This is a genomic window from Actinosynnema sp. NPDC023658, assembly GCF_040639995.1.
Lineage (GTDB): Bacteria > Actinomycetota > Actinomycetes > Mycobacteriales > Pseudonocardiaceae > Actinosynnema.
In genome coordinates, this window is record NZ_JBFAAX010000015.1 from 1 (window position 1) to 17242 (window position 17242).

General features: G+C 72.5%; 15 protein-coding genes and 1 riboswitch. Of the genes, 11 read left to right on the forward strand and 4 right to left on the reverse strand.

Going from position 1 to position 17242, the window contains the following annotated elements; genetic code table 11:
• Positions 1–291, reverse strand: a 291-nt coding sequence (locus AB0G02_RS03685; RefSeq protein ID WP_360788798.1) for a TetR family transcriptional regulator, incomplete at its 3' end; no start/stop codon positions are given.
• Positions 292–379: 88 nt separating this feature from the next.
• On the opposite strand from AB0G02_RS03685, the gene AB0G02_RS03690 reads away from it, so the two are divergent.
• The gene (locus AB0G02_RS03690; RefSeq protein ID WP_360788801.1) at positions 380–1279 is read left to right on the forward strand and encodes an SDR family oxidoreductase; all 900 of its coding nucleotides are present in this window, start codon (positions 380–382) and stop codon (positions 1277–1279) included.
• Between the two features lie 19 nt (positions 1280–1298).
• Here AB0G02_RS03690 and AB0G02_RS03695 read toward each other — a convergent pair whose 3' ends face one another.
• Positions 1299–2600, reverse strand: a complete 1302-nt coding sequence (locus AB0G02_RS03695) for an MFS transporter (protein WP_360788804.1) — start codon at positions 2598–2600, stop codon at positions 1299–1301.
• 213 nt (positions 2601–2813) lie between these two features.
• Between AB0G02_RS03695 and AB0G02_RS03700 the strand changes: the two genes are divergently transcribed.
• The 4 genes from AB0G02_RS03700 (at position 2814) to AB0G02_RS03715 (ending at position 6847) form a co-directional block, all read left to right on the forward strand.
• Positions 2814–3167 (forward strand): SSI family serine proteinase inhibitor, encoded by a 354-nt coding sequence (locus AB0G02_RS03700; RefSeq protein ID WP_360788807.1) that lies wholly within the window; start codon positions 2814–2816, stop codon positions 3165–3167.
• 295 nt (positions 3168–3462) lie between these two features.
• The gene (locus tag AB0G02_RS03705; protein ID WP_360788810.1) at positions 3463–5376 is read left to right on the forward strand and encodes an AarF/UbiB family protein; all 1914 of its coding nucleotides are present in this window, start codon (positions 3463–3465) and stop codon (positions 5374–5376) included.
• A 71-nt stretch (positions 5377–5447) separates the two neighbouring features.
• Positions 5448–6233: a hypothetical protein gene (locus tag AB0G02_RS03710; RefSeq protein WP_360788813.1), complete on the forward strand. Its 786-nt coding sequence runs from the start codon at positions 5448–5450 to the stop codon at positions 6231–6233.
• Positions 6234–6361: 128 nt separating this feature from the next.
• Entirely contained in the window at positions 6362–6847 is a 486-nt protein-coding gene (locus AB0G02_RS03715; protein WP_360788816.1) for a glutathione peroxidase, read from the forward strand.
• 58 nt (positions 6848–6905) lie between these two features.
• Here AB0G02_RS03715 and AB0G02_RS03720 read toward each other — a convergent pair whose 3' ends face one another.
• Positions 6906–8270, reverse strand: a complete 1365-nt coding sequence (locus AB0G02_RS03720; protein WP_360788819.1) for an L-serine ammonia-lyase — start codon at positions 8268–8270, stop codon at positions 6906–6908.
• Between the two features lie 4 nt (positions 8271–8274).
• Entirely contained in the window at positions 8275–8655 is a 381-nt protein-coding gene (gene gcvH / locus AB0G02_RS03725; protein ID WP_360788821.1) for a glycine cleavage system protein GcvH, read from the reverse strand.
• Positions 8656–8799: 144 nt separating this feature from the next.
• Positions 8800–8896, reverse strand: a riboswitch (glycine riboswitch).
• A 193-nt stretch (positions 8897–9089) separates the two neighbouring features.
• Between gcvH and ald the strand changes: the two genes are divergently transcribed.
• From ald to AB0G02_RS03755, 6 genes are all read left to right on the forward strand, one after another.
• The gene (gene ald / locus AB0G02_RS03730; RefSeq protein ID WP_360788825.1) at positions 9090–10196 is read left to right on the forward strand and encodes an alanine dehydrogenase; all 1107 of its coding nucleotides are present in this window, start codon (positions 9090–9092) and stop codon (positions 10194–10196) included.
• Between the two features lie 359 nt (positions 10197–10555).
• On the forward strand, positions 10556–10738 hold the full coding sequence (locus tag AB0G02_RS03735; RefSeq protein WP_360788828.1) for a hypothetical protein: 183 nt from the start codon (positions 10556–10558) through the stop codon (positions 10736–10738).
• Positions 10739–10743: 5 nt separating this feature from the next.
• Positions 10744–11118, forward strand: coding sequence for a hypothetical protein (locus AB0G02_RS03740; protein ID WP_360788830.1), 375 nt, complete (start codon positions 10744–10746; stop codon positions 11116–11118).
• A gap of 48 nt (positions 11119–11166) precedes the next feature.
• Positions 11167–12492: an ABC transporter ATP-binding protein gene (locus AB0G02_RS03745; RefSeq protein ID WP_360788833.1), complete on the forward strand. Its 1326-nt coding sequence runs from the start codon at positions 11167–11169 to the stop codon at positions 12490–12492.
• Positions 12492–13364: an ABC transporter permease subunit gene (locus tag AB0G02_RS03750; RefSeq protein WP_360788836.1), complete on the forward strand. Its 873-nt coding sequence runs from the start codon at positions 12492–12494 to the stop codon at positions 13362–13364. The genes AB0G02_RS03745 and AB0G02_RS03750 overlap by 1 nt, the downstream gene beginning before the upstream one ends.
• A gap of 93 nt (positions 13365–13457) precedes the next feature.
• A complete protein-coding gene (locus AB0G02_RS03755) occupies positions 13458–17216 on the forward strand; it encodes an ABC transporter ATP-binding protein (RefSeq protein ID WP_360788839.1) in 3759 nt (1252 codons plus the stop codon).
• Positions 17217–17242 lie beyond the last annotated feature (26 nt).

Sequence of the window (17242 nt, forward strand, 5' to 3'; positions counted from 1 at the left end):
GCGGTCCTCCAGCAGGCCGGCCGCCGCCACCACCCCGGCCAGCGCCGCGTCGAGCGGTGCGGAGTCGGGTGGTGCGGCCAGGATCGCGTCGCACGCCACCCGCTCCAGGGCCTTCGACCCGTCGAACAGGACTTCCCGCTTGTCCGCGAAGTGCCGGAAGAAGGTCCGCTCGGTCACGCCGGCGCGTTCGGCGATGTCGCCCGCGGTCGTCTGCTCGAAGCCCCGCTCGGCGAAGAGCTCCGTCGCGGCGCGGACCATCCGCCCGCGGGCGTCGGGCTCCCAGCGACTCATGCGCCCGAGTCTAGTGATGACAGCCTCTGACATCGCCTGGTACGGTCGATGTCAGTCACTGACATGAACTAGTGGAGGAAGTCCCCCCATGCGCGTCTTCGTCACCGGTGCCTCCGGCTGGATCGGCTCGGCCGTCACCGACGAACTGCTCGCCCACGGGTACGAGGTCGTCGGCCTCGCCCGCTCCGCCGAGTCGGCCGAGGCCCTCACCGCCAAGGGCGCCACCGCCCACCGGGGCGACCTCGACGACCCCGACGGCCTGGCCTCGGCCGCCGCGTCCGCCGACGGCGTCGTCCACCTGGCCTTCAAGCACGACTTCTCCGACTACGCCGCCGCCGGGCGCACCGAGCACGCCGCCGTCCGCCGCGTGCTCGACGCGCTGCGCGGCAGCGACCGGCCGTTCCTGATCGCCTCCGGCCTCGCGTCCCACGTCACCGGGCGGCCGGTGACCGAGCAGGACGTGTCACCGCACCACGGCCCCGACTCGATGCGCGGCGGTGGCGAGAACCTCGCCCTGGAGTACGCCGAGCACGGGGTCCGGTCGGTGGCGCTGCGCTTCGCCGCGTCCGTGCACGGCATGAGCGACCCCGGCTTCGTCGCGGTGCTGACCGCGACGGCGAAGGAGCGCGGCGCGGCCGGTTACGTCGGTGACGGCGCCAACCGCTGGCCGGCCGTCCACCGCTCGGACGCCGCGCGGCTGGTCCGGCTCGCGCTGGAGAAGGCGCCGGCGGGCTCACGGGTGCACGCGGTGGCCGAGGAGGGCCTGCCGACCCGCGACATCGCCGCCGCCATCGGTGATCACCTCGGCCTGCACACCGCCTCGGTCGCGCCGGAGGACGCCGAGGCCCACTTCGGCTGGATGGCGCGCTTCATCGGCATGGACATCACCGCGTCGGCGGCCCACACCCGCGACCTGCTCGGCTGGACGCCGACGGGCCCGACCCTCTACGCGGACATCGCCGCCGGCGCCTACCGGCTGCCCGGCTGAGCACCGCCGCGGCGACCGCTCACCCCACCGCGGGCCGCTCGTCGACCGGCGCGTCGGCGGTGCGGCGGAGGGTCTCACCGATCGCCAGGATGGACAGGGCGCTGACCACCGCGCCCACGATCAGGTAGAGCGAGATCGGCCACGAGTCGTGCGTCGGCGTGAGGCCCAGCAGCCACGTCGCCACCACCGGCGAGAGCCCGCCGCCCAGCACGGCGCCGAGCTGGTAGCTCAACGACACCCCGCTGTACCGCACGCGGGTGCCGAACAGCTCGGCGTAGTAGGCGGGCATCGGGCCGAACACCGCCGCCGACCCGCCGAACGCCACCACCAGCGCGAGCACCACCAGCCCCGGCGACCGCGTCTCCAGCAGCCAGAACAGCGGGAACGCGAACACGCCGAGGAACACCGCACCGCCGAGCATCACCGGCAACCGGCCGACCCGGTCCGACAGCCGCGCGAACACCAGGATCGCCACCGCCTGGGCGAACGCCCCGATCAGCCCCGCGTTCAGCAGCGTGCCCCGGGCCATCCCCAGCTGCCTGGTCCCGTACGACACGACGAAGGTCGCCACCACGAAGATGAACATGTTGAACCCGAGGTTCACCCCGGCGCCCAGCAACACCTTCCGCCACGACTGCCGCAGCACCACGGCCACCGGCAGCCGCACCGCGCCCGACGCCTCCCGCACCTCGCGGAACACCGGGCTCTCCTCGACCGACAGCCGCACGTAGAGGCCGACGCCCACCAGGACCAGGCTGAACAGGAACGGCACCCGCCAGCCCCAGGAGAGGAACGCGTCGCCGGACACCGCGGTCGACGCCGCCATCACGCCGTTGGCCAGCAGCAGCCCGACCGGCGAGCCGAGGAACGTCCAGCTGCCGTACCACCCGGTGCGCCCCGGCGGCGCGTGCTCGACCGCCATCAGCGTCGCGCCGCCCTGCTCGCCGCCCAGGAAGAACCCCTGCACCACCCGCAGCAGCACGAGCAGCAGCGGCGCGGCCAGCCCGGCGGAGCCGTAGGTCGGCAGCAGCCCGATCGCCGCCGTGCACAGGCCGGTCGCGGTCAACGTCAGCACCAGCATCGACCGGCGGCCGACGCGGTCACCGAAGTGGCCGATCACCACCCCGCCCAGCGGTCGGGCCAGGAACCCCGCGCCGAACGTGGCGAAGGCCAGCAGCGTGCCGATCCGCGGGTCGAACGACGGGAAGAACAGCTTGTCGAACACCAGCGCCGACGCGGTGCCGTAGAGCAGGAAGTCGTACAACTCCACCGCGTTGCCCGCGGAACTGGCGAGCGCCACCCTGCGCACCTCGGAAGCCATCCGCCCACCCTGGCCCGCCGGCCCGAGGAGCCCACCTCGACAGTGACCCAGATCACAATCCCGACCTGCGGAACCTCGTCGTCACCGGTCTCCGCCGCCGCGCCGGCCCGGTCGACCACCCCGGCGCGGCCCTGGTCGTCGACCTCCCGACGGGGACCACACGATCCGGTGAGTTCCCTGGAGACGGCGGTGCCGGGCGGTCAGGCTGGGACCATGCCAGCACTTCCGTTGATCGCGGCGTTGGCCGCGATGATCCCGCCCTTCGTCTCACCCGAGTCGAGCTACGTGCTCAGCGTGCAGCGGGGGGAGGCGTTCCAGATCGCCCCGCTGACGTGCGAGCCGACCGGCGGCCTGCACCCCAGGGCCGAGCAGGCCTGCCTCGCGCTGTCCGATGTGGACGGCGAGATCGCCGGCCTGGCGACCGGCGAGGCCCTGTGCACGCTCGAGTACGCCCCGATCCGGGTCAAGGCCTCCGGCAGGTGGCGCGGTGAGACCCGGGAGTTCGAGGCGGAGTTCCCCAACCAGTGCGTGATGCTCGCGGAGACGGGCCCGGTGTTCGACCTCTGACGCAGCACGGGGTCGCGGCGCACCCGTGGAGGGGCCCGCGACACCGCCGCCGAAGTCGTGGCCCCTCCCGGGGTTCTGCCGAGGTCCTCGGACCTCTCAGGCGACCGTAGGGACTCCGGGACCCGACCGTCAACTTTCTTCACATTCATGAAATGAGGCCGTCACAGGGCTCTGCGCACACCAGCCCGCGATGAGACGCGGCCTGGGCCATCCGAGTGATCGGATCTCTCGAAACAGCACGCACCGTCTCAGGCAGCCCCCTCTATCCTCCGCGCGAACGCTTGGGGGAAGACGTATGGGTGATTTCGTGCTGTACACGGTCGGCATCCCGCTGACGTTCGTGTCGTTGGTGCTGGGCATGGCGCTGGCCGCCCGGCGCATCCTCGGGATGCGCGTCGGGCTGCTGCGCACCGCGGTCGCGTGCCTGCTCGGCCTGTCGATGTCCAAGGCCGCGCTGAGCGCCATGCCCGGCCCGGACACCGCGCCGTCGCTGGCCACCGTGCAGATCGGCATCTCGCTGCTGCTGATGATCGCGCTGCTCACGTTCGCCGAGATCGTCGTGCCGACCGGGTCGATCCCGCCGCCCACCGAGTGGTGGCGCGCGCTGCGCGGCCGGGTCACCCGCGCCCGCCGGTACTCCCGGATCACCGCGATCGCGTTCCGGCACGGCCTGGGCCCGTACCTGCGCGGCCGGGAGCGCACCGACACCCGGCTCGCGCGGTCGTTGCGGCTGGCGCTGGAGGAGGGCGGGATCACCTTCGTCAAGCTCGGCCAGGTGCTGTCCACCCGGCCGGACCTCATGCCGCCGGACGTGGTGGACGAGCTGACCTCGTTGCAGGACATGGTGCCCGCCGCGCCGTGGCCCGCGGTGCGGGAGGTGCTGGTGGCCGAGCTGGGGCAGCCGCCGGAGGAGGTGTTCGCCGAGTTCGACGAGCGGCCGATCGCCGCCGCGTCCGTGGCGCAGGTGCACCGGGCCCGGCTGAAGTCCGGCGAGGACGTGGTGGTGAAGGTCCAGCGGCCGGGCGTGCGCCGGGTGGCCGAGGGCGACCTGGACATCGTGAACCGGCTCGCGTCGACGTTGCACCACAGGACGCGGTGGGGCAAGGCGATCGGCGTGCGCGACCTGGCCGCCGGGTTCTCCGCCGCGTTGCGCGAGGAGCTGGACTTCCGGGTCGAGGCGCGCAACCTGGCGGCCGTGCGCGCGGCGTCCGCGGACACCGACGTGGTGCTGCCCGCCGTGCACGCCGACCTCTGCACGGCGCGCGTGCTGGTGATGCAGCGGCTGGAGGGCGTGCCCGTGCGGTCGGCGGCGCTGGAGTCGGTGGACCGCGACGCGCTGGCCCGGGCCCTGCTGGACGCCCTGCTGCGCCAGGTGATGGTCAACGGCGTCTTCCACGCCGACCCGCACCCCGGCAACATCATGCTGCTGCACGACGGCAGGCTCGGCATGCTGGACTTCGGCTCGGTCGGCCGCATCGACGCGCAGCTCCGGTCCGCGCTGGGCAAGCTGCTGCTCGCCGTCGACCGCGGTGACCCGGCGAGCCTGCGGGACGCGCTGCTGGAGCTGGTGACCAGGCCGGACGAGATCGACGAGCAGCAGCTGGAGCGCGCGCTCGGGCAGTTCATGGCGCGGCACCTGAGCACCGGGATGCGGCCGGACGTGGGGATGTTCGGCGACCTGTTCAAGGTGGTCTACCAGTACGGGCTGAGCATCCCGCCGGAGATCGCCGCGGTGTTCCGGGCGCTGGCGACGGTGGAGGGGACGCTGAGCGCGCTGTCGCCGGGGTTCAACATCGTGGCCGAGTCGCGGGCGTTCGCGGACCAGCAGTTCAGCGCGCACCTCACGCCGGAGTCGCTGCGGCGCACGGTCACCGAGGAGCTGCACTCGATGCTGCCCATGCTGCGCCGCCTGCCCCGGCGGGCGGACCGGATCTCCAGCGCGTTGGAGCAGGGGCGGCTGGGGGTGGGCGTGCGGCTGTTCGCGGACGACCGGGACCGGCAGTTCATCGTCTCGCTGCTGCACCAGGTGATGCTGACCGTGCTGGGTGCGACGGCGGGCGTGATGGCGGTGCTGCTGCTGGGGGCCGAAGGAGGACCGGAGGTGGGTCCGGGCCTCACGCTGTTCCAGGTGCTCGGCTACAACCTGCTGGTCATCAGCGTCCTGCTGGGGCTGCGGGTGGTGGTGACCATCTTCCGGCCCCGGGGCTGAGCTTCCGGTTTTCCGGTCGACGGGCGGGTTTTGCGGTTGACGGGTCGGGTTCGCGCCGCACACTGGGTCGCATGGCCCACTTACCGGGGGACCTGGCGGAGGCGCGGCGTCGGGCGCGGTCGGACCGGCACGCCTACGCGTTCCCGCTGCTGTTCTTCGGGATCGCGTCGTTCCTGTCGGTGCCGCTGTACGCGCCGTCCTCGCCCGCGCCGCGCCTGGTCGTGCGGCAGGTGGAGTACAACCCGCTGTCCGTGCTCGGCGCGCACCCGGAGGTCCGGCACCCGTTGCTGCTGGGCCTGTACTGGCTGGTCGTGCTCGTGGTGGGGGCGGCGGCGACGGTCCGGTGGTACCGCGGGCGCGGCGCGCGGGTGGGCATCGACACGTCGACCATGGGCTACCTCGGCGCGGTGGCGATCGGCCTGAGCGCGCCGCTGGTCGCGATGGGTCTGCTCCGGCTGCTGCCGATGACGTCGATCGGCGTGGTGACCCCGGAGTCCGGCACCGGCGCGGGCCTGATCGTGCTGGCGGTGGCGACCGTGCTGTGGCGGGTGCGCGCGCCCCTGCCGCTGACGCTGGTGGCGGCCGTGGTCGGGACCGCGCTGCTGCAACTCGCGCACAGCGCGTTCGGGCAGTTCATCGCCATCGGCCTCGGCCTGGTGGTGCTGGCGGCGCTGGAGCGCAGCACCACGTTCACCACGATCGTGGCGGCGTACGTGGTGACGCTGTGCCTGACCGGCGTGTTCGCCCCGCTGAGCCTCGTGCCCGCGACCACGCTGACGATGGCGATGGCGACGATCGTGCTGCCACCGGGATTCGTGCTCGTCCTCGGCGGTCTGGCGGGCTTGCGGCGCGGCTGAGCACCCGACCGCGTCGTCGGACGACGTGGTCCGGCCGGCCCATCGCCGTGCTGGGGCTGGCCGGGCCGGTCGCTCGCGGAGGTAGCGGCGGCGCGGGCGCCGGTGGAGCGGCACGTAGCCTCGCAGCCATGAGCATCCACGACATCCCGCTGCGCACGCTGTCCGGTGAGCCGTCCAGCCTGGGCGCGGTGGCGGGCAAGGCGTTGCTGGTGGTGAACGTCGCCTCGAAGTGCGGGCTGACCCCGCAGTACCAGGGCTTGGAGCGGCTGCACGAGCGGTACGCGGACCGAGGGTTCTCCGTGGTCGGGTTCCCGTGCAACCAGTTCGCCGGGCAGGAGCCGGGCACGGCGGAGGAGATCGCGACCTTCTGCTCCACCACGTACGGTGTCACGTTCCCGCTGTTCGAGAAGATCGACGTGAATGGTCCGTCCCGGCACCCGCTGTACGAGGAGCTGACGGCGTTCGCGGACGCCGATGGCGCGGCCGGCGACGTCCAGTGGAACTTCGAGAAGTTCCTGGTGGCCCCGTCGGGCGAGGTGATCGCCCGCTTCCGCCCGCGCACCGAGCCGGAGGACGAGTCGATCGTGAAGGCGATCGAGTCCGTGCTCCCGTAGCACCACCGCCGACCGGGACGCGGGAGGCGGCACACAGCGACCACCTCCCGCGTCCGGGTCAGCACTCGATGACGTTCACCGCGAGCCCGCCGCGGGCGGTTTCCTTGTACTTCACCTTCATGTCCTTGCCGGTCTCGCGCATGGTCTTGATGACCTTGTCCAGCGACACGAAGTGCGAACCGTCGCCGCGCAACGCCATCCGCGCCGCGGTGATGGCCTTGATCGACGCCAGCGCGTTGCGCTCGATGCACGGGATCTGCACCAGTCCGCCGATCGGGTCGCAGGTCAGCCCGAGGTTGTGCTCCATGGCGATCTCGGCCGCGTTCTCGACCTGCTCGGGTGTGCCGCCCAGCACCTCGGCCAGCCCTCCCGCCGCCATCGAGCACGCCGAGCCCACCTCGCCCTGGCAGCCCACCTCGGCGCCCGAGATCGACGCGTTCTCCTTGAACAGCACGCCGACCGCACCGGCCGTGAGCAGGAACCGCACCACGCCGTCGTCGGACGCGCCCGGCACGAACCGGGTGTAGTAGTGCAGCACCGCGGGCACGATGCCGGCCGCCCCGTTGGTCGGCGCGGTCACCACGCGACCACCCGCGGCGTTCTCCTCGTTCACCGCCAGCGCGAACAGCGTCACCCAGTCCATCACCCGCAACGGGTCCGTGGCGTAGTGCTCGGCGGCCATCGTGCGGCGCATCTCCGCCGCACGCCGCCGGACCTTCAACCCGCCCGGCAGCACACCGGACTCCGTGCAGCCGCGCTCGACGCACTCCTGCATGACGGCCCAGATGTGCAGCAGGCCCGCCCGCACCTCCGCCTCGTCCCGCCACGACAGCTCGTTGGCCAGCATGACCTCGCTGATCGACAGCCCGGTCTCCCGGCACCGCGCCAGCAGCTCGTCACCGGTGCGGAACGGGTGCGCGACCGGCGTCTCGTCGGCCTTGATCCGGTCGGTGCCGGTGGCGTTCTCGTCCACCACGAACCCGCCGCCGACCGAGTAGTACACCGCCGAGTCGACCACGGCGTCACCCGAGCGGGCGGTGAAGCTCATCCCGTTGGGGTGCAACGGCAACGACTTGCGCCGGTGCATCACCAGGTCGGTGTCCTCGGTGAACGCGATCTCGCGCACGCCGCCCAGCCGCAGCCGCCCGGTGGCGCGGATCTCCGCCACCCGCCGGTCGGCCTCCACCGGGTCGACCTCCTCGGGCCGGTGGCCCTCCAGGCCGAGCAGGACCGCCTTCGGGCTGCCGTGCCCGTGCCCGGTCGCGCCGAGCGACCCGAACAGCTCCACGTGCACCCGGTCGACGGACGGCAGCGAGGGGCCCAACCGGTCGGCGAACATCACCGCCGCGCGCATCGGGCCCACGGTGTGCGAACTGGACGGTCCGATCCCCACGGAGAACAGGTCGAACACGCTGATCGCCATGACGTCAGTCCCCGGTCAGTTCCGCGTACCTGGCGGCGGTCAGCAACCCGGTCGCGTCGGTCACCGCCACCTTGAACAGCCAGCCCTCGCCGTACGGGTCGTCGTTGATCAACGACGGGTCGCTCACGGCCCGGTCGTTCACCGCCACGACCTCGCCGCTGACCGGCGCGTACAGGTCGCTGACGGACTTGGTCGACTCCAGCTCGCCGCACACCTCGCCGGACGTGACGACGGTGCCGAGCGCCGGCAGCTCCACGAACACGATGTCGCCCAGCGACCTGGCCGCGTAGGAGGTGATGCCCACGGCCACGGGGTCCTGGGTACCCGGTACCCAGTCCACCCACTCGTGCTCGGGCGTGTACAGCAGGTTGTCCGGAAAGGTCACGGCAGCGCTCCCTGAGGCGAGGTCTCCAGCCCCACTCTGTCCTGGGACCTGAGAGCTTCGCCCGACCGGACGCGACGGCTGACCGTCGATCCGACCCGGCTTGCACCGTGGGTGCGCGCATGGCGGCGCGCTTTCCAGAGTCGCCTCACCCGAGCGGTTCTCGCTGCCTGAGAGTGTGCGGGGTACTTGCTCCTTCGGCGCCCCGGCACACGTTCACCGAGGTCTCTCCCGCGCGGGTTCCGGCGCTCATGCTGCGCCGCGGCCGATGTTCAGTTGGTGGTCCGCACGCTAGGTGCCACCCGGACGGGTGTCAACGCGACCGGCTGTTTGTCCGATCCGCACAACCACACCCTGGCCCCTTGGTGTGCTCAGCACGATGACACCGATCACCGCTTACCGGACCTTGGGTGTAACACCGGTCAAAGGAGCCCACCGTGCGCATCGCCGTCCCACGCGAGATCAAGAACCACGAGTACCGCGTCGCGCTGACTCCGGCGGGTGCGCACGAGCTGACCGAGCGCGGCCATGACGTGCTGGTCGAGACCGGCGCGGGCCTCGGTTCGGCCATCACCGACGACGAGTACGCCGCCGCCGGCGCGAAGGTGCTGGCCACGGCGGACGAGGTGTGGGCCGAGGGCGACCTGGTGCTCAAGGTCAAGGAGCCCGTGGCCGAGGAGTACCCGCGGCTGCGCAAGGGCCAGGTCCTGTTCACCTACCTGCACCTGGCCGCCGACCGGCCGCTGACCCAGGCGCTGCTGGACTCGGGCACCACCGCCATCGCCTACGAGACCGTGCAGACCGCGAACGGCGCGCTGCCGCTGCTGGCCCCGATGTCCGAGGTCGCGGGCCGCCTGGCGCCCCAGGTGGGCGCGTTCGCGCTGATGAAGCCCTCCGGCGGGCGCGGCGTCCTGCCCGGCGGCGTGCCCGGTGTGCACCCGGCGCGCGTGGTCGTCATCGGCGGCGGCGTGGCGGGCCTGAACGCGGCGGGCATCGCCGTCGGCATGGGCGCGGACGTGCAGATCCTCGACACGAACGTGGACCGCCTGCGCCACATCGACGCCCTCTACCAGGGCCGCCTGCGCACCGTGACGTCCACCCGGTTCTCCGTCGACCAGGCCGTCGTGGAGGCCGACCTGGTCATCGGCGCGGTGCTGGTGCCCGGCGCGAAGGCCCCGAAGCTGGTGAGCAACGAGCTGGTGTCCCGGATGAAGCCCGGCTCGGTGCTGGTCGACATCGCGATCGACCAGGGCGGCTGCTTCGCGGACTCGCGGCCGACCAAGCACGACGACCCGACCTACCAGGTGCACGACTCGGTCTTCTACTGCGTGGCGAACATGCCCGGCGCGGTGCCGCGCACCTCGACCTACGCCCTGACCAACGTGACCCTGCCCTACGCCGTCGCGCTGGCCGACAAGGGCTGGGAGACCGCGCTGCGGTCGGACGGGTCGCTGGCGCTGGGCCTGAACGCGCACGAGGGCGCGCTGACCAACCTGCCGGTCGCGGAGGCGCACGGGATGACCCACACGCCGCTCGACCTCTGAGACCACCGGCCACGAAGGCCGGACACCACGAAGGGCCCCGCTCACGAGCAGTGAGCGGGGCCCTTCGGCGTTAAGACGGCCCGCTCAACCAGCCTGGGGGTCACTGGGAGCGGGCCGCGCCACCAATGTTAGCGGGGAACACGCCACCGTGCCCAGCCACCCCCACCGATCCGGGTCGACTTTTCGCCCGGCGGTGGCGACACGCTGCGTGAGTGCTTCACCTAACGAGTGAAATCCTGGGGTAACGGGTAAGTCACGACGGCCTGGCGACCGATGCACAGGACGGTAACCCCGCAGCTACGGAGCGGGGTCGTCCGCTCGCGCGGCGTCTCGCCGCGCCACCCCCGATCGGAGCGAGGATGGCTGCACCCGAGGGTTGGATCGACTGCCACGACCCCTTCGGGCGGGACCGGTCGATGACCGTTCTCGTCGAGGACGACCGAGTTCTGCTGGTCGCGCCACCCGGTGAGTCCGCTGTGATGTCCGTCACGCAAACCCGCAGGCTGCACCGCCTGCTCGACCAAGTCGCGGACAGGATGTGACCCTCGTGGACGAGGCACTGCGCGCCGCCGTGCTCCGCCGACTGGCGCTCATGGACGAGGTGGCCGAGCGCGGTGAGGCCGACGCGCTCGTGCCGCTCGCGCGGTCGGAGATCCACCGCCTGGCCGACGGTTGGCGACTGCTGTTGACCGTGCACCAACCCGATCCGGACGGCCGCTGCGGCGCGTGCCCCGGCATCGTCCGGCACAAGAAGTGGCCCTGCCAGGTGTGGACGATGGCCCACCAGCACCTCATCGGGGACGGCGTGCCGCACCGCGAACGCCGACGCCCGCTGCGCACGCTGCGCCGTTCGACCGACGTCGAGACGACGGCGGAGATACCGAGGGTCGCATCGAAACCACGACATGCCCTCCCCGAGTGACCCTCCTAGGGCAGGATGACGCCCGGTAGGAGTACTCGGGAGGGACGCGTGCACGACGGCACAGGCCGCATCGTGGTGCAGAACTTGACCAAGCAGTTCGGTCCGGTCGCAGCGGTGCAGAATCTCAGCTTCACAGTGGAACCCGGGTCCGTGACCGGCTTCCTCGGACCCAACGGGGCGGGCAAGACCACGACGCTGCGCATGCTGCTCGGCCTGGTGACACCGACCGCGGGCATCGGGTTGATCAACGGCAGGCCGTTCCACCAGCTCGGCAACCCGGCGCGGGTCGTCGGCGCGGTGCTGGAGGCGCAGGGCTTCCACCCCAAGCGCAGCGCGCGCAACCACCTCCTGGTCTACGCCGCCGCGATGGGCGTGCCGGACTCGCGCGCCGACCAGGTGCTCCAGCTCGTCGGCCTGGGCGCGGCGGGCGACCGCAAGGCGGGCGGGTTCTCGCTGGGCATGAAGCAGCGGTTGGCCCTGGCCACCGCGCTGCTCGGGGACCCGCAGATCCTGGTGCTGGACGAGCCGGCCAACGGGCTGGACCCCGAGGGCATCGCGTGGCTGCGGTCGTTCCTGCAGTCCTACGCGCGCAGCGGGCGGACCGTGCTGATCTCCAGCCACCTGCTGGCCGAGGTCGAGCAGACCGTGGACCAGGTGGTCATCATCAGCCGGGGCCAGACCGTCTACTCCGGGCCGCTGGAGCACCTGCGCAACCGGCAGCAGGCGCGAGTGCTCGTGCAGCCATCCGACACCGGTGCGCTGGTGACGGCGCTGCGCGAGGACGGCATCACGGGGATCGAGCAGCTGCCGGACGGCCGCATCGCGGTCAGCGGCGTCGAGGCCAAGCAGGTCGCGGACACCGCGTTGAAGGCGGGCGTGTCGATCTACGGCATGCAGGAGGAGAAGGCCGACCTGGAGCGGCTGTTCTTCCAGCTCACCAGCGGCCAGTACGCGGCGCCGGGGCAGAGCCAGTACGCCCAGCCGGTCGGCTACCAGCAGCCGGGTCAGCCCCAGGGCTACCCGCCGCCCGGTTACCAACCCGGTTACCAGCAGCCGGGTTACCAGCAGCCCGGGTACGAGCAGCCGGGCTATCAGCAGCCGGGCTACCAGCAGGGCTACCAGCAGCAGCCGGGCTACCAGACGCCCGCGCAGCCGTTCCAGCAGCAACCGCAGCAGCCGTACCAGCAGCAGCCCGGCGACTACCCGCAGCCGCCGCAGCCGCCGCAGCCGCAGCAGCAGCCGCAGGACGAGTACCAGCAATACCAGCAGCCCCCGCAGGGCTACCAACCACCGCCACCCGGATCACCTCAGCCGCCGCCGGACAACCCGTACGGTCAGCAGCAGGGTCAGGGCGGCCTCGGGGGCGGTGCGTGATGGGCAACCTGATCAAGTCGGAGTTCCGCAAGACCACCACCACGGGCCTGTGGTGGGGCCTGATGATCCCGACCGCGGTGATCGCGTTCGGCTGGGCGCTGGGCACCGGGGCCATCTTCAAGTCCGTCTCGGACTTCATGGGCAGCAGCGACGCCGAGCAGCTGGCGACGCTGCTAGGGGTCGACCCGTCGCAGTGGCAGATGGCGGTGTTCGGGATGGCCCGCAGCATCAACGTGGCCACGATCTTCCCGATGATCTTCGGCGGCCTGGCGATCGCGAACGAGATCAACCGCAAGACGATCACCACGACGTTCCTCACCGCGCCGACCAGGGTCTCCGCGCTGGCCGCGAAGATGATCGTCTACGTCGTGTGGGGCGCGATCTTCGGCATCGTGATCGTGGCGTCGGTGAGCATCGGCATCGCGATCACGTCCGACTCCAGCTCGCTGCCCGACGCGGGCGGGTGGCTCGCGCTGGCCGGCGTGGGCATCCTGTCGTCGATCCTGATGACCATGTTCGGCGTCGGCGTCGGCGCGCTGATGACCAGCGTCGTGGGCACCACCGTCGTGCTGCTGCTGTACATGCTGCTCGTGGAGAACGGCATCCAGCTGGTGCTCGCCTCGCAGGGCCTGCCCGAGATCATCGGCTTCCTGCCCAACGGCGCGGTCAACGGGCTGACCGGCTCGGTGGCGTCGTCGCTGTTCCTGGCGAACGCCGGCGTGGTGCCCGACGACCTGGTCGAGGGGCTGCGGGCGATCAGCGGCGCGCTGGGCGCGTTCGACTGGTGGTTGAGCGGCCTGATCTTCCTGGTGTGGGCCGGGTTGTTCTTCCTCGGCGGCTGGGCCGCCACGCAGCGCAAGGACATCACGTGATCGGGTGATCGCGCTCGTCCGGTCGAAGGCCGTCCCGAAGTCGGGGCGGCCTTCGTCACACCCGGAGCCGCGAAACTGTCGGTGGCCCGACCTATGTTGGACGTCGTGACTGTTTCCGACGGCTGGATCCGCAGGCTCGCCACCGCGTGCTGGCGTCACCGAGCGCTCGTGGTGTGGTCGGTGCTGGCCGCCGTGGTGGGCGTGGGGTTGCAGGCCGTCGGCCCGCTGTTCATCAAGGTCGCGGTGGACGACGCCATCGCCGGCCGCACGGACCGGTTGGCGTGGCTGGCGGTCGTCCTGGTGGGCCTGGAGCTGCTGACGTTCGGCACCGCGTTCGTGCGCCGGTTCCTCGGCGGTCAGCTGGCCGTCGACGTGCAGCACGACCTGCGCCAGGCCGTGTTCGGCGCGGTGCAGCGGCTGGACGGGCCGAAGCAGGACGCGCTGCGCACCGGCCAGGTGGTGTCCCGCTCGATCACCGACCTCCAGCTGGTCAACAGCCTGCTGTCGATGACGCCGCTGGCGTTCGGCACGGTCGTGTTCGCGCTGGCGTCGCTGGTGGCGATGTTCTGGCTGTCGCCGCTGCTCACCGTGATCGCCCTGGTGATCGTGCCCGCGGTCGGGGTGGTCGCGGCGCGCAGCCGGTTGACGCTGTTCCCGGCCACCTGGTCGGCGCAGCAGCGCGCGGCGGACGTGGCGCAGCACGTGGAGGAGACGGTCACCGGCGTCCGCGTGGTGAAGGGCTTCGGCCAGGAAGCGCGCGAGGTCGCCCGGCTGGAGGAGCGGGCCAGGCTGCTGTTCGCCGAGCGGATGCGCGCGGCCCGGCTGACCGCGCGCCCGGCGGCCACCCTGGGCGCGCTGCCGTACCTGGGCCAGGTCGCGGTGCTGGCGCTCGGCGGGTGGATGGCGCTGCGCGGCGAGGTGACGCTGGGCACGTTCCTGGCGTTCGCCACCTACGTGTCCACGCTGGTCGGCCCGACCCGGCTGCTGGCGAGCCTGATGGTGACGGCCCAGCTGGCCCGCGCGGGCGTGGAGCGGGTGTACGAGCTGATCGACTCGCAGCCGGACGTGGTGGACGGCGACCGCGAGGTGCCCGCCGGTCCGGTGGCGGTGGAGCTGCGGGACGTGGCGTTCGGCTACACGCGCAGCGAGCCGGTGCTGTCCGGGGTGTCGCTGCGGGTCGAGCCGGGCGAGACGCTGGCGGTCGTGGGCACGGCCGGCTCGGGCAAGTCGACGGTGTCGCTGCTGCTGCCCCGGTTCTACGACGTGCACGAGGGCTCGGTGTCCGTCGGCGGGGTGGACGTGCGCGAGCTGCGGCTGTCGTCGTTGCGGCGGACCGTGGGCACGGTGTTCGAGGAGGCGTTCCTGTTCTCCGACACCGTGCGCGCGAACATCGCCTACGGCCTGCCGGACGCGTCCGACGAGCAGGTGCGCGCGGCGGCGCGGGCGGCCGAGGCGCACGGGTTCATCGAGGCGCTGCCGAACGGCTACGACACCGTGGTCGGTGAGCGCGGGCTGACGCTGTCCGGCGGCCAGCGCCAGCGGGTCGCCCTGGCGCGCGCGCTGCTGTCGGACCCGAGGGTGCTGGTGCTGGACGACGCGACGTCGGCGGTGGACAACGCGACGGAGGCCGCGATCCACCGCACGCTGGCCGCGGTGACGGCGGAGCGGACCACGTTGCTGATCGCGCACCGGCGGTCGTCGTTGGCGCTGGCCGACCGGATCGCCGTGCTGGACGCGGGCCGGGTGGTCGACGTCGGCACGCACGCCGAGCTCCAGGAGCGCTGCAAGCTGTACCGCGAGCTGCTCGCAGGTCCCGGTGAGGCGATCGAGCAGGTCGACCCGCGGGCGGACGCCCGGCTCGAACCGGGGCCGGACGGCACCACGCCCGAGCTGTGGCCGGAGTCCACCGAGGACGAGCTGGCCGTGCGCGCGGCGAACCGGGCCGTCGGCGCGTCGGAGGGGCCGCGCGGAGGCGGAGGCAGCGGCGGCGGGTCGGCGCTGGTGGGCGGCACCCCGCCCACGCCGGAGCTGATGGCGCGGGTGCACGCACTGCCGCCGGCGCGGGACGTGCCGGAGCTGAACGGCGAGGACCCGCGCGCGCCGGACCCGGGGTTCCGGTTGCGCACCCTGCTGCGCCCGGTCCGCTGGGCGATGCTCGGGGTGGCCGGGCTGCTGCTGGTCGACACGGCGCTGGCGGTGGCGTCGCCGAACCTGGTGCGGCTGGGCGTCGACCGGGGCGTGGTCGGCGGTCAGGTGGGCTGGTTGTGGGTGGCGGCGGCGATCAGCCTCGCGCTGGTGCTGCTGGGGTGGGCGTCGTCGGCGGCGGGCACCGTGGTGACGTCGCGGGTCGGTGAGCGCCTGCTGTACCTGCTGCGCGTGCGCAGCTACGCCCACCTGCAACGGCTCGGGCTGGACTACTACGAGCGCGAGATGGCCGGGCGGATCATGACCCGGATGACCACGGACGTGGACGCGCTGTCCAGCTTCCTCCAGACGGGGCTGACCACGTTCGCGATCAGCGTGCTGACCGTGGTCGGCATCGCGGTGGCGCTGGTGGCCACCGACCCGGGGCTGTCGCTGGTGGCGCTGGCCGTGCTGCCGGTCCTGCTGGTGGCGACGGTGATCTTCCAGCGCCTGTCGTCGGCGGCGTACGCGGAGGCGCGGGAACGCGTCAGCGCGGTCAACGCCGACCTCCAGGAGAACGTCTCGGGCCTGCGCGTGTCGCAGGCGTACACGCGGGAGGCGCGCTCGGCGGAGGCGTTCGCCGCGCGCAGCGACGCCTACCGGCGGTCCCGCATCCGGGCCCAGCGGTACATCGCCACGTACTTCCCGTTCCTGTCGCTGCTGTCGGGCGTGGCGCAGGCGGGCGTGCTGGTGGTCGGCGCGTACCGGGTGGCGGACGGCACCCTGTCCCCCGGCGTGCTGCTGGCGTTCGTGCTGTACCTGGGCCTGTTCTTCTCGCCGCTGTACCAGCTGTCCGGCGTGTTCGACGGCTACCAGCAGGCCAGGGTGGGGCTGAGCCGGATCGGTGAGCTGCTGCGCACGCCCACCACCGTGCCGCCCGCCGCCGACCCGGTGCCGGTGACGGCGCTGCGCGGCGAGGTGGAGCTGCGCGACGTGACGTTCGCCTACCAGGGCACCAGCCGCCCGGCGGTGGAGGGCATCTCGCTGCACGTGTCGCCCGGCGAGACGGTGGCGCTCGTCGGCGCCACCGGTGCGGGCAAGTCGACGCTGGTCAAGCTGGTGGCGAGGTTCTACGACGCCACCGGCGGCGAGGTGCTGATCGACGGCGTCGACGTCCGCGACTACGACCTGTCGGCGCTGCGCCAGCGGCTGGGCATCGTGCCGCAGGAGGCGCACCTGTTCGGCGGCGACATCGCGGAGAACGTCGCCTACGGCAAGCCGGACGCCACGCGGGCCGAGATCGAGGCGGCCGTGCGCGCGGTGGGGGCCGTGCCGGTGGTCGCGTCCCTGCCGTCGGCGTTCCACCAGCAGGTCGGTGAGCGCGGCCAAGGCCTGTCCGCGGGTCAGCGGCAGCTGGTCGCCCTGGCCCGCGCCGAGCTGGTCCGGCCCGCCCTGCTGCTGCTGGACGAGGCCACCGCCGCCCTGGACCCGGCGACCGAGTCGGCGGTGCTGGAGGCGAGCGACCACCTGGCCGGCGCGAGGACGACGTTCGTGGTGGCCCACCGCCTCGCGACGGCCGCGAGGGCGGACCGGATCGTGGTGCTGGCCGAGGGCCGGATCGTGGAGCAGGGCACGCACGAGGAGCTGCTGGCGGCCAACGGCACCTACGCCGACCTCTGGTTCCACGGCTCGGACCAGGACGCGCCGGACCTCACCCCGACCCACTGACCACACCCCGAAACTTTCCGGCTTGG

What these genes read in the sequence shown, in the direction of transcription:
- AB0G02_RS03690 (WP_360788801.1), top strand. Translation starts at nt 380, where the DNA reads ATGCGCGTCTTCGTCACCGGTGCCTCCGGCTGGATCGGCTCGGCCGTC.
- AB0G02_RS03695 (WP_360788804.1), bottom strand. Translation starts at nt 2,600, where the DNA reads ATGGCTTCCGAGGTGCGCAGGGTGGCGCTCGCCAGTTCCGCGGGCAAC.
- AB0G02_RS03700 (WP_360788807.1), top strand. Translation starts at nt 2,814, where the DNA reads ATGCCAGCACTTCCGTTGATCGCGGCGTTGGCCGCGATGATCCCGCCC.
- AB0G02_RS03705 (WP_360788810.1), top strand. Translation starts at nt 3,463, where the DNA reads ATGGGTGATTTCGTGCTGTACACGGTCGGCATCCCGCTGACGTTCGTG.
- AB0G02_RS03710 (WP_360788813.1), top strand. Translation starts at nt 5,448, where the DNA reads ATGGCCCACTTACCGGGGGACCTGGCGGAGGCGCGGCGTCGGGCGCGG.
- AB0G02_RS03715 (WP_360788816.1), top strand. Translation starts at nt 6,362, where the DNA reads ATGAGCATCCACGACATCCCGCTGCGCACGCTGTCCGGTGAGCCGTCC.
- AB0G02_RS03720 (WP_360788819.1), bottom strand. Translation starts at nt 8,270, where the DNA reads ATGGCGATCAGCGTGTTCGACCTGTTCTCCGTGGGGATCGGACCGTCC.
- AB0G02_RS03735 (WP_360788828.1), top strand. Translation starts at nt 10,556, where the DNA reads ATGGCTGCACCCGAGGGTTGGATCGACTGCCACGACCCCTTCGGGCGG.
- AB0G02_RS03750 (WP_360788836.1), top strand. Translation starts at nt 12,492, where the DNA reads ATGGGCAACCTGATCAAGTCGGAGTTCCGCAAGACCACCACCACGGGC.
- AB0G02_RS03755 (WP_360788839.1), top strand. Translation starts at nt 13,458, where the DNA reads ATGTTGGACGTCGTGACTGTTTCCGACGGCTGGATCCGCAGGCTCGCC.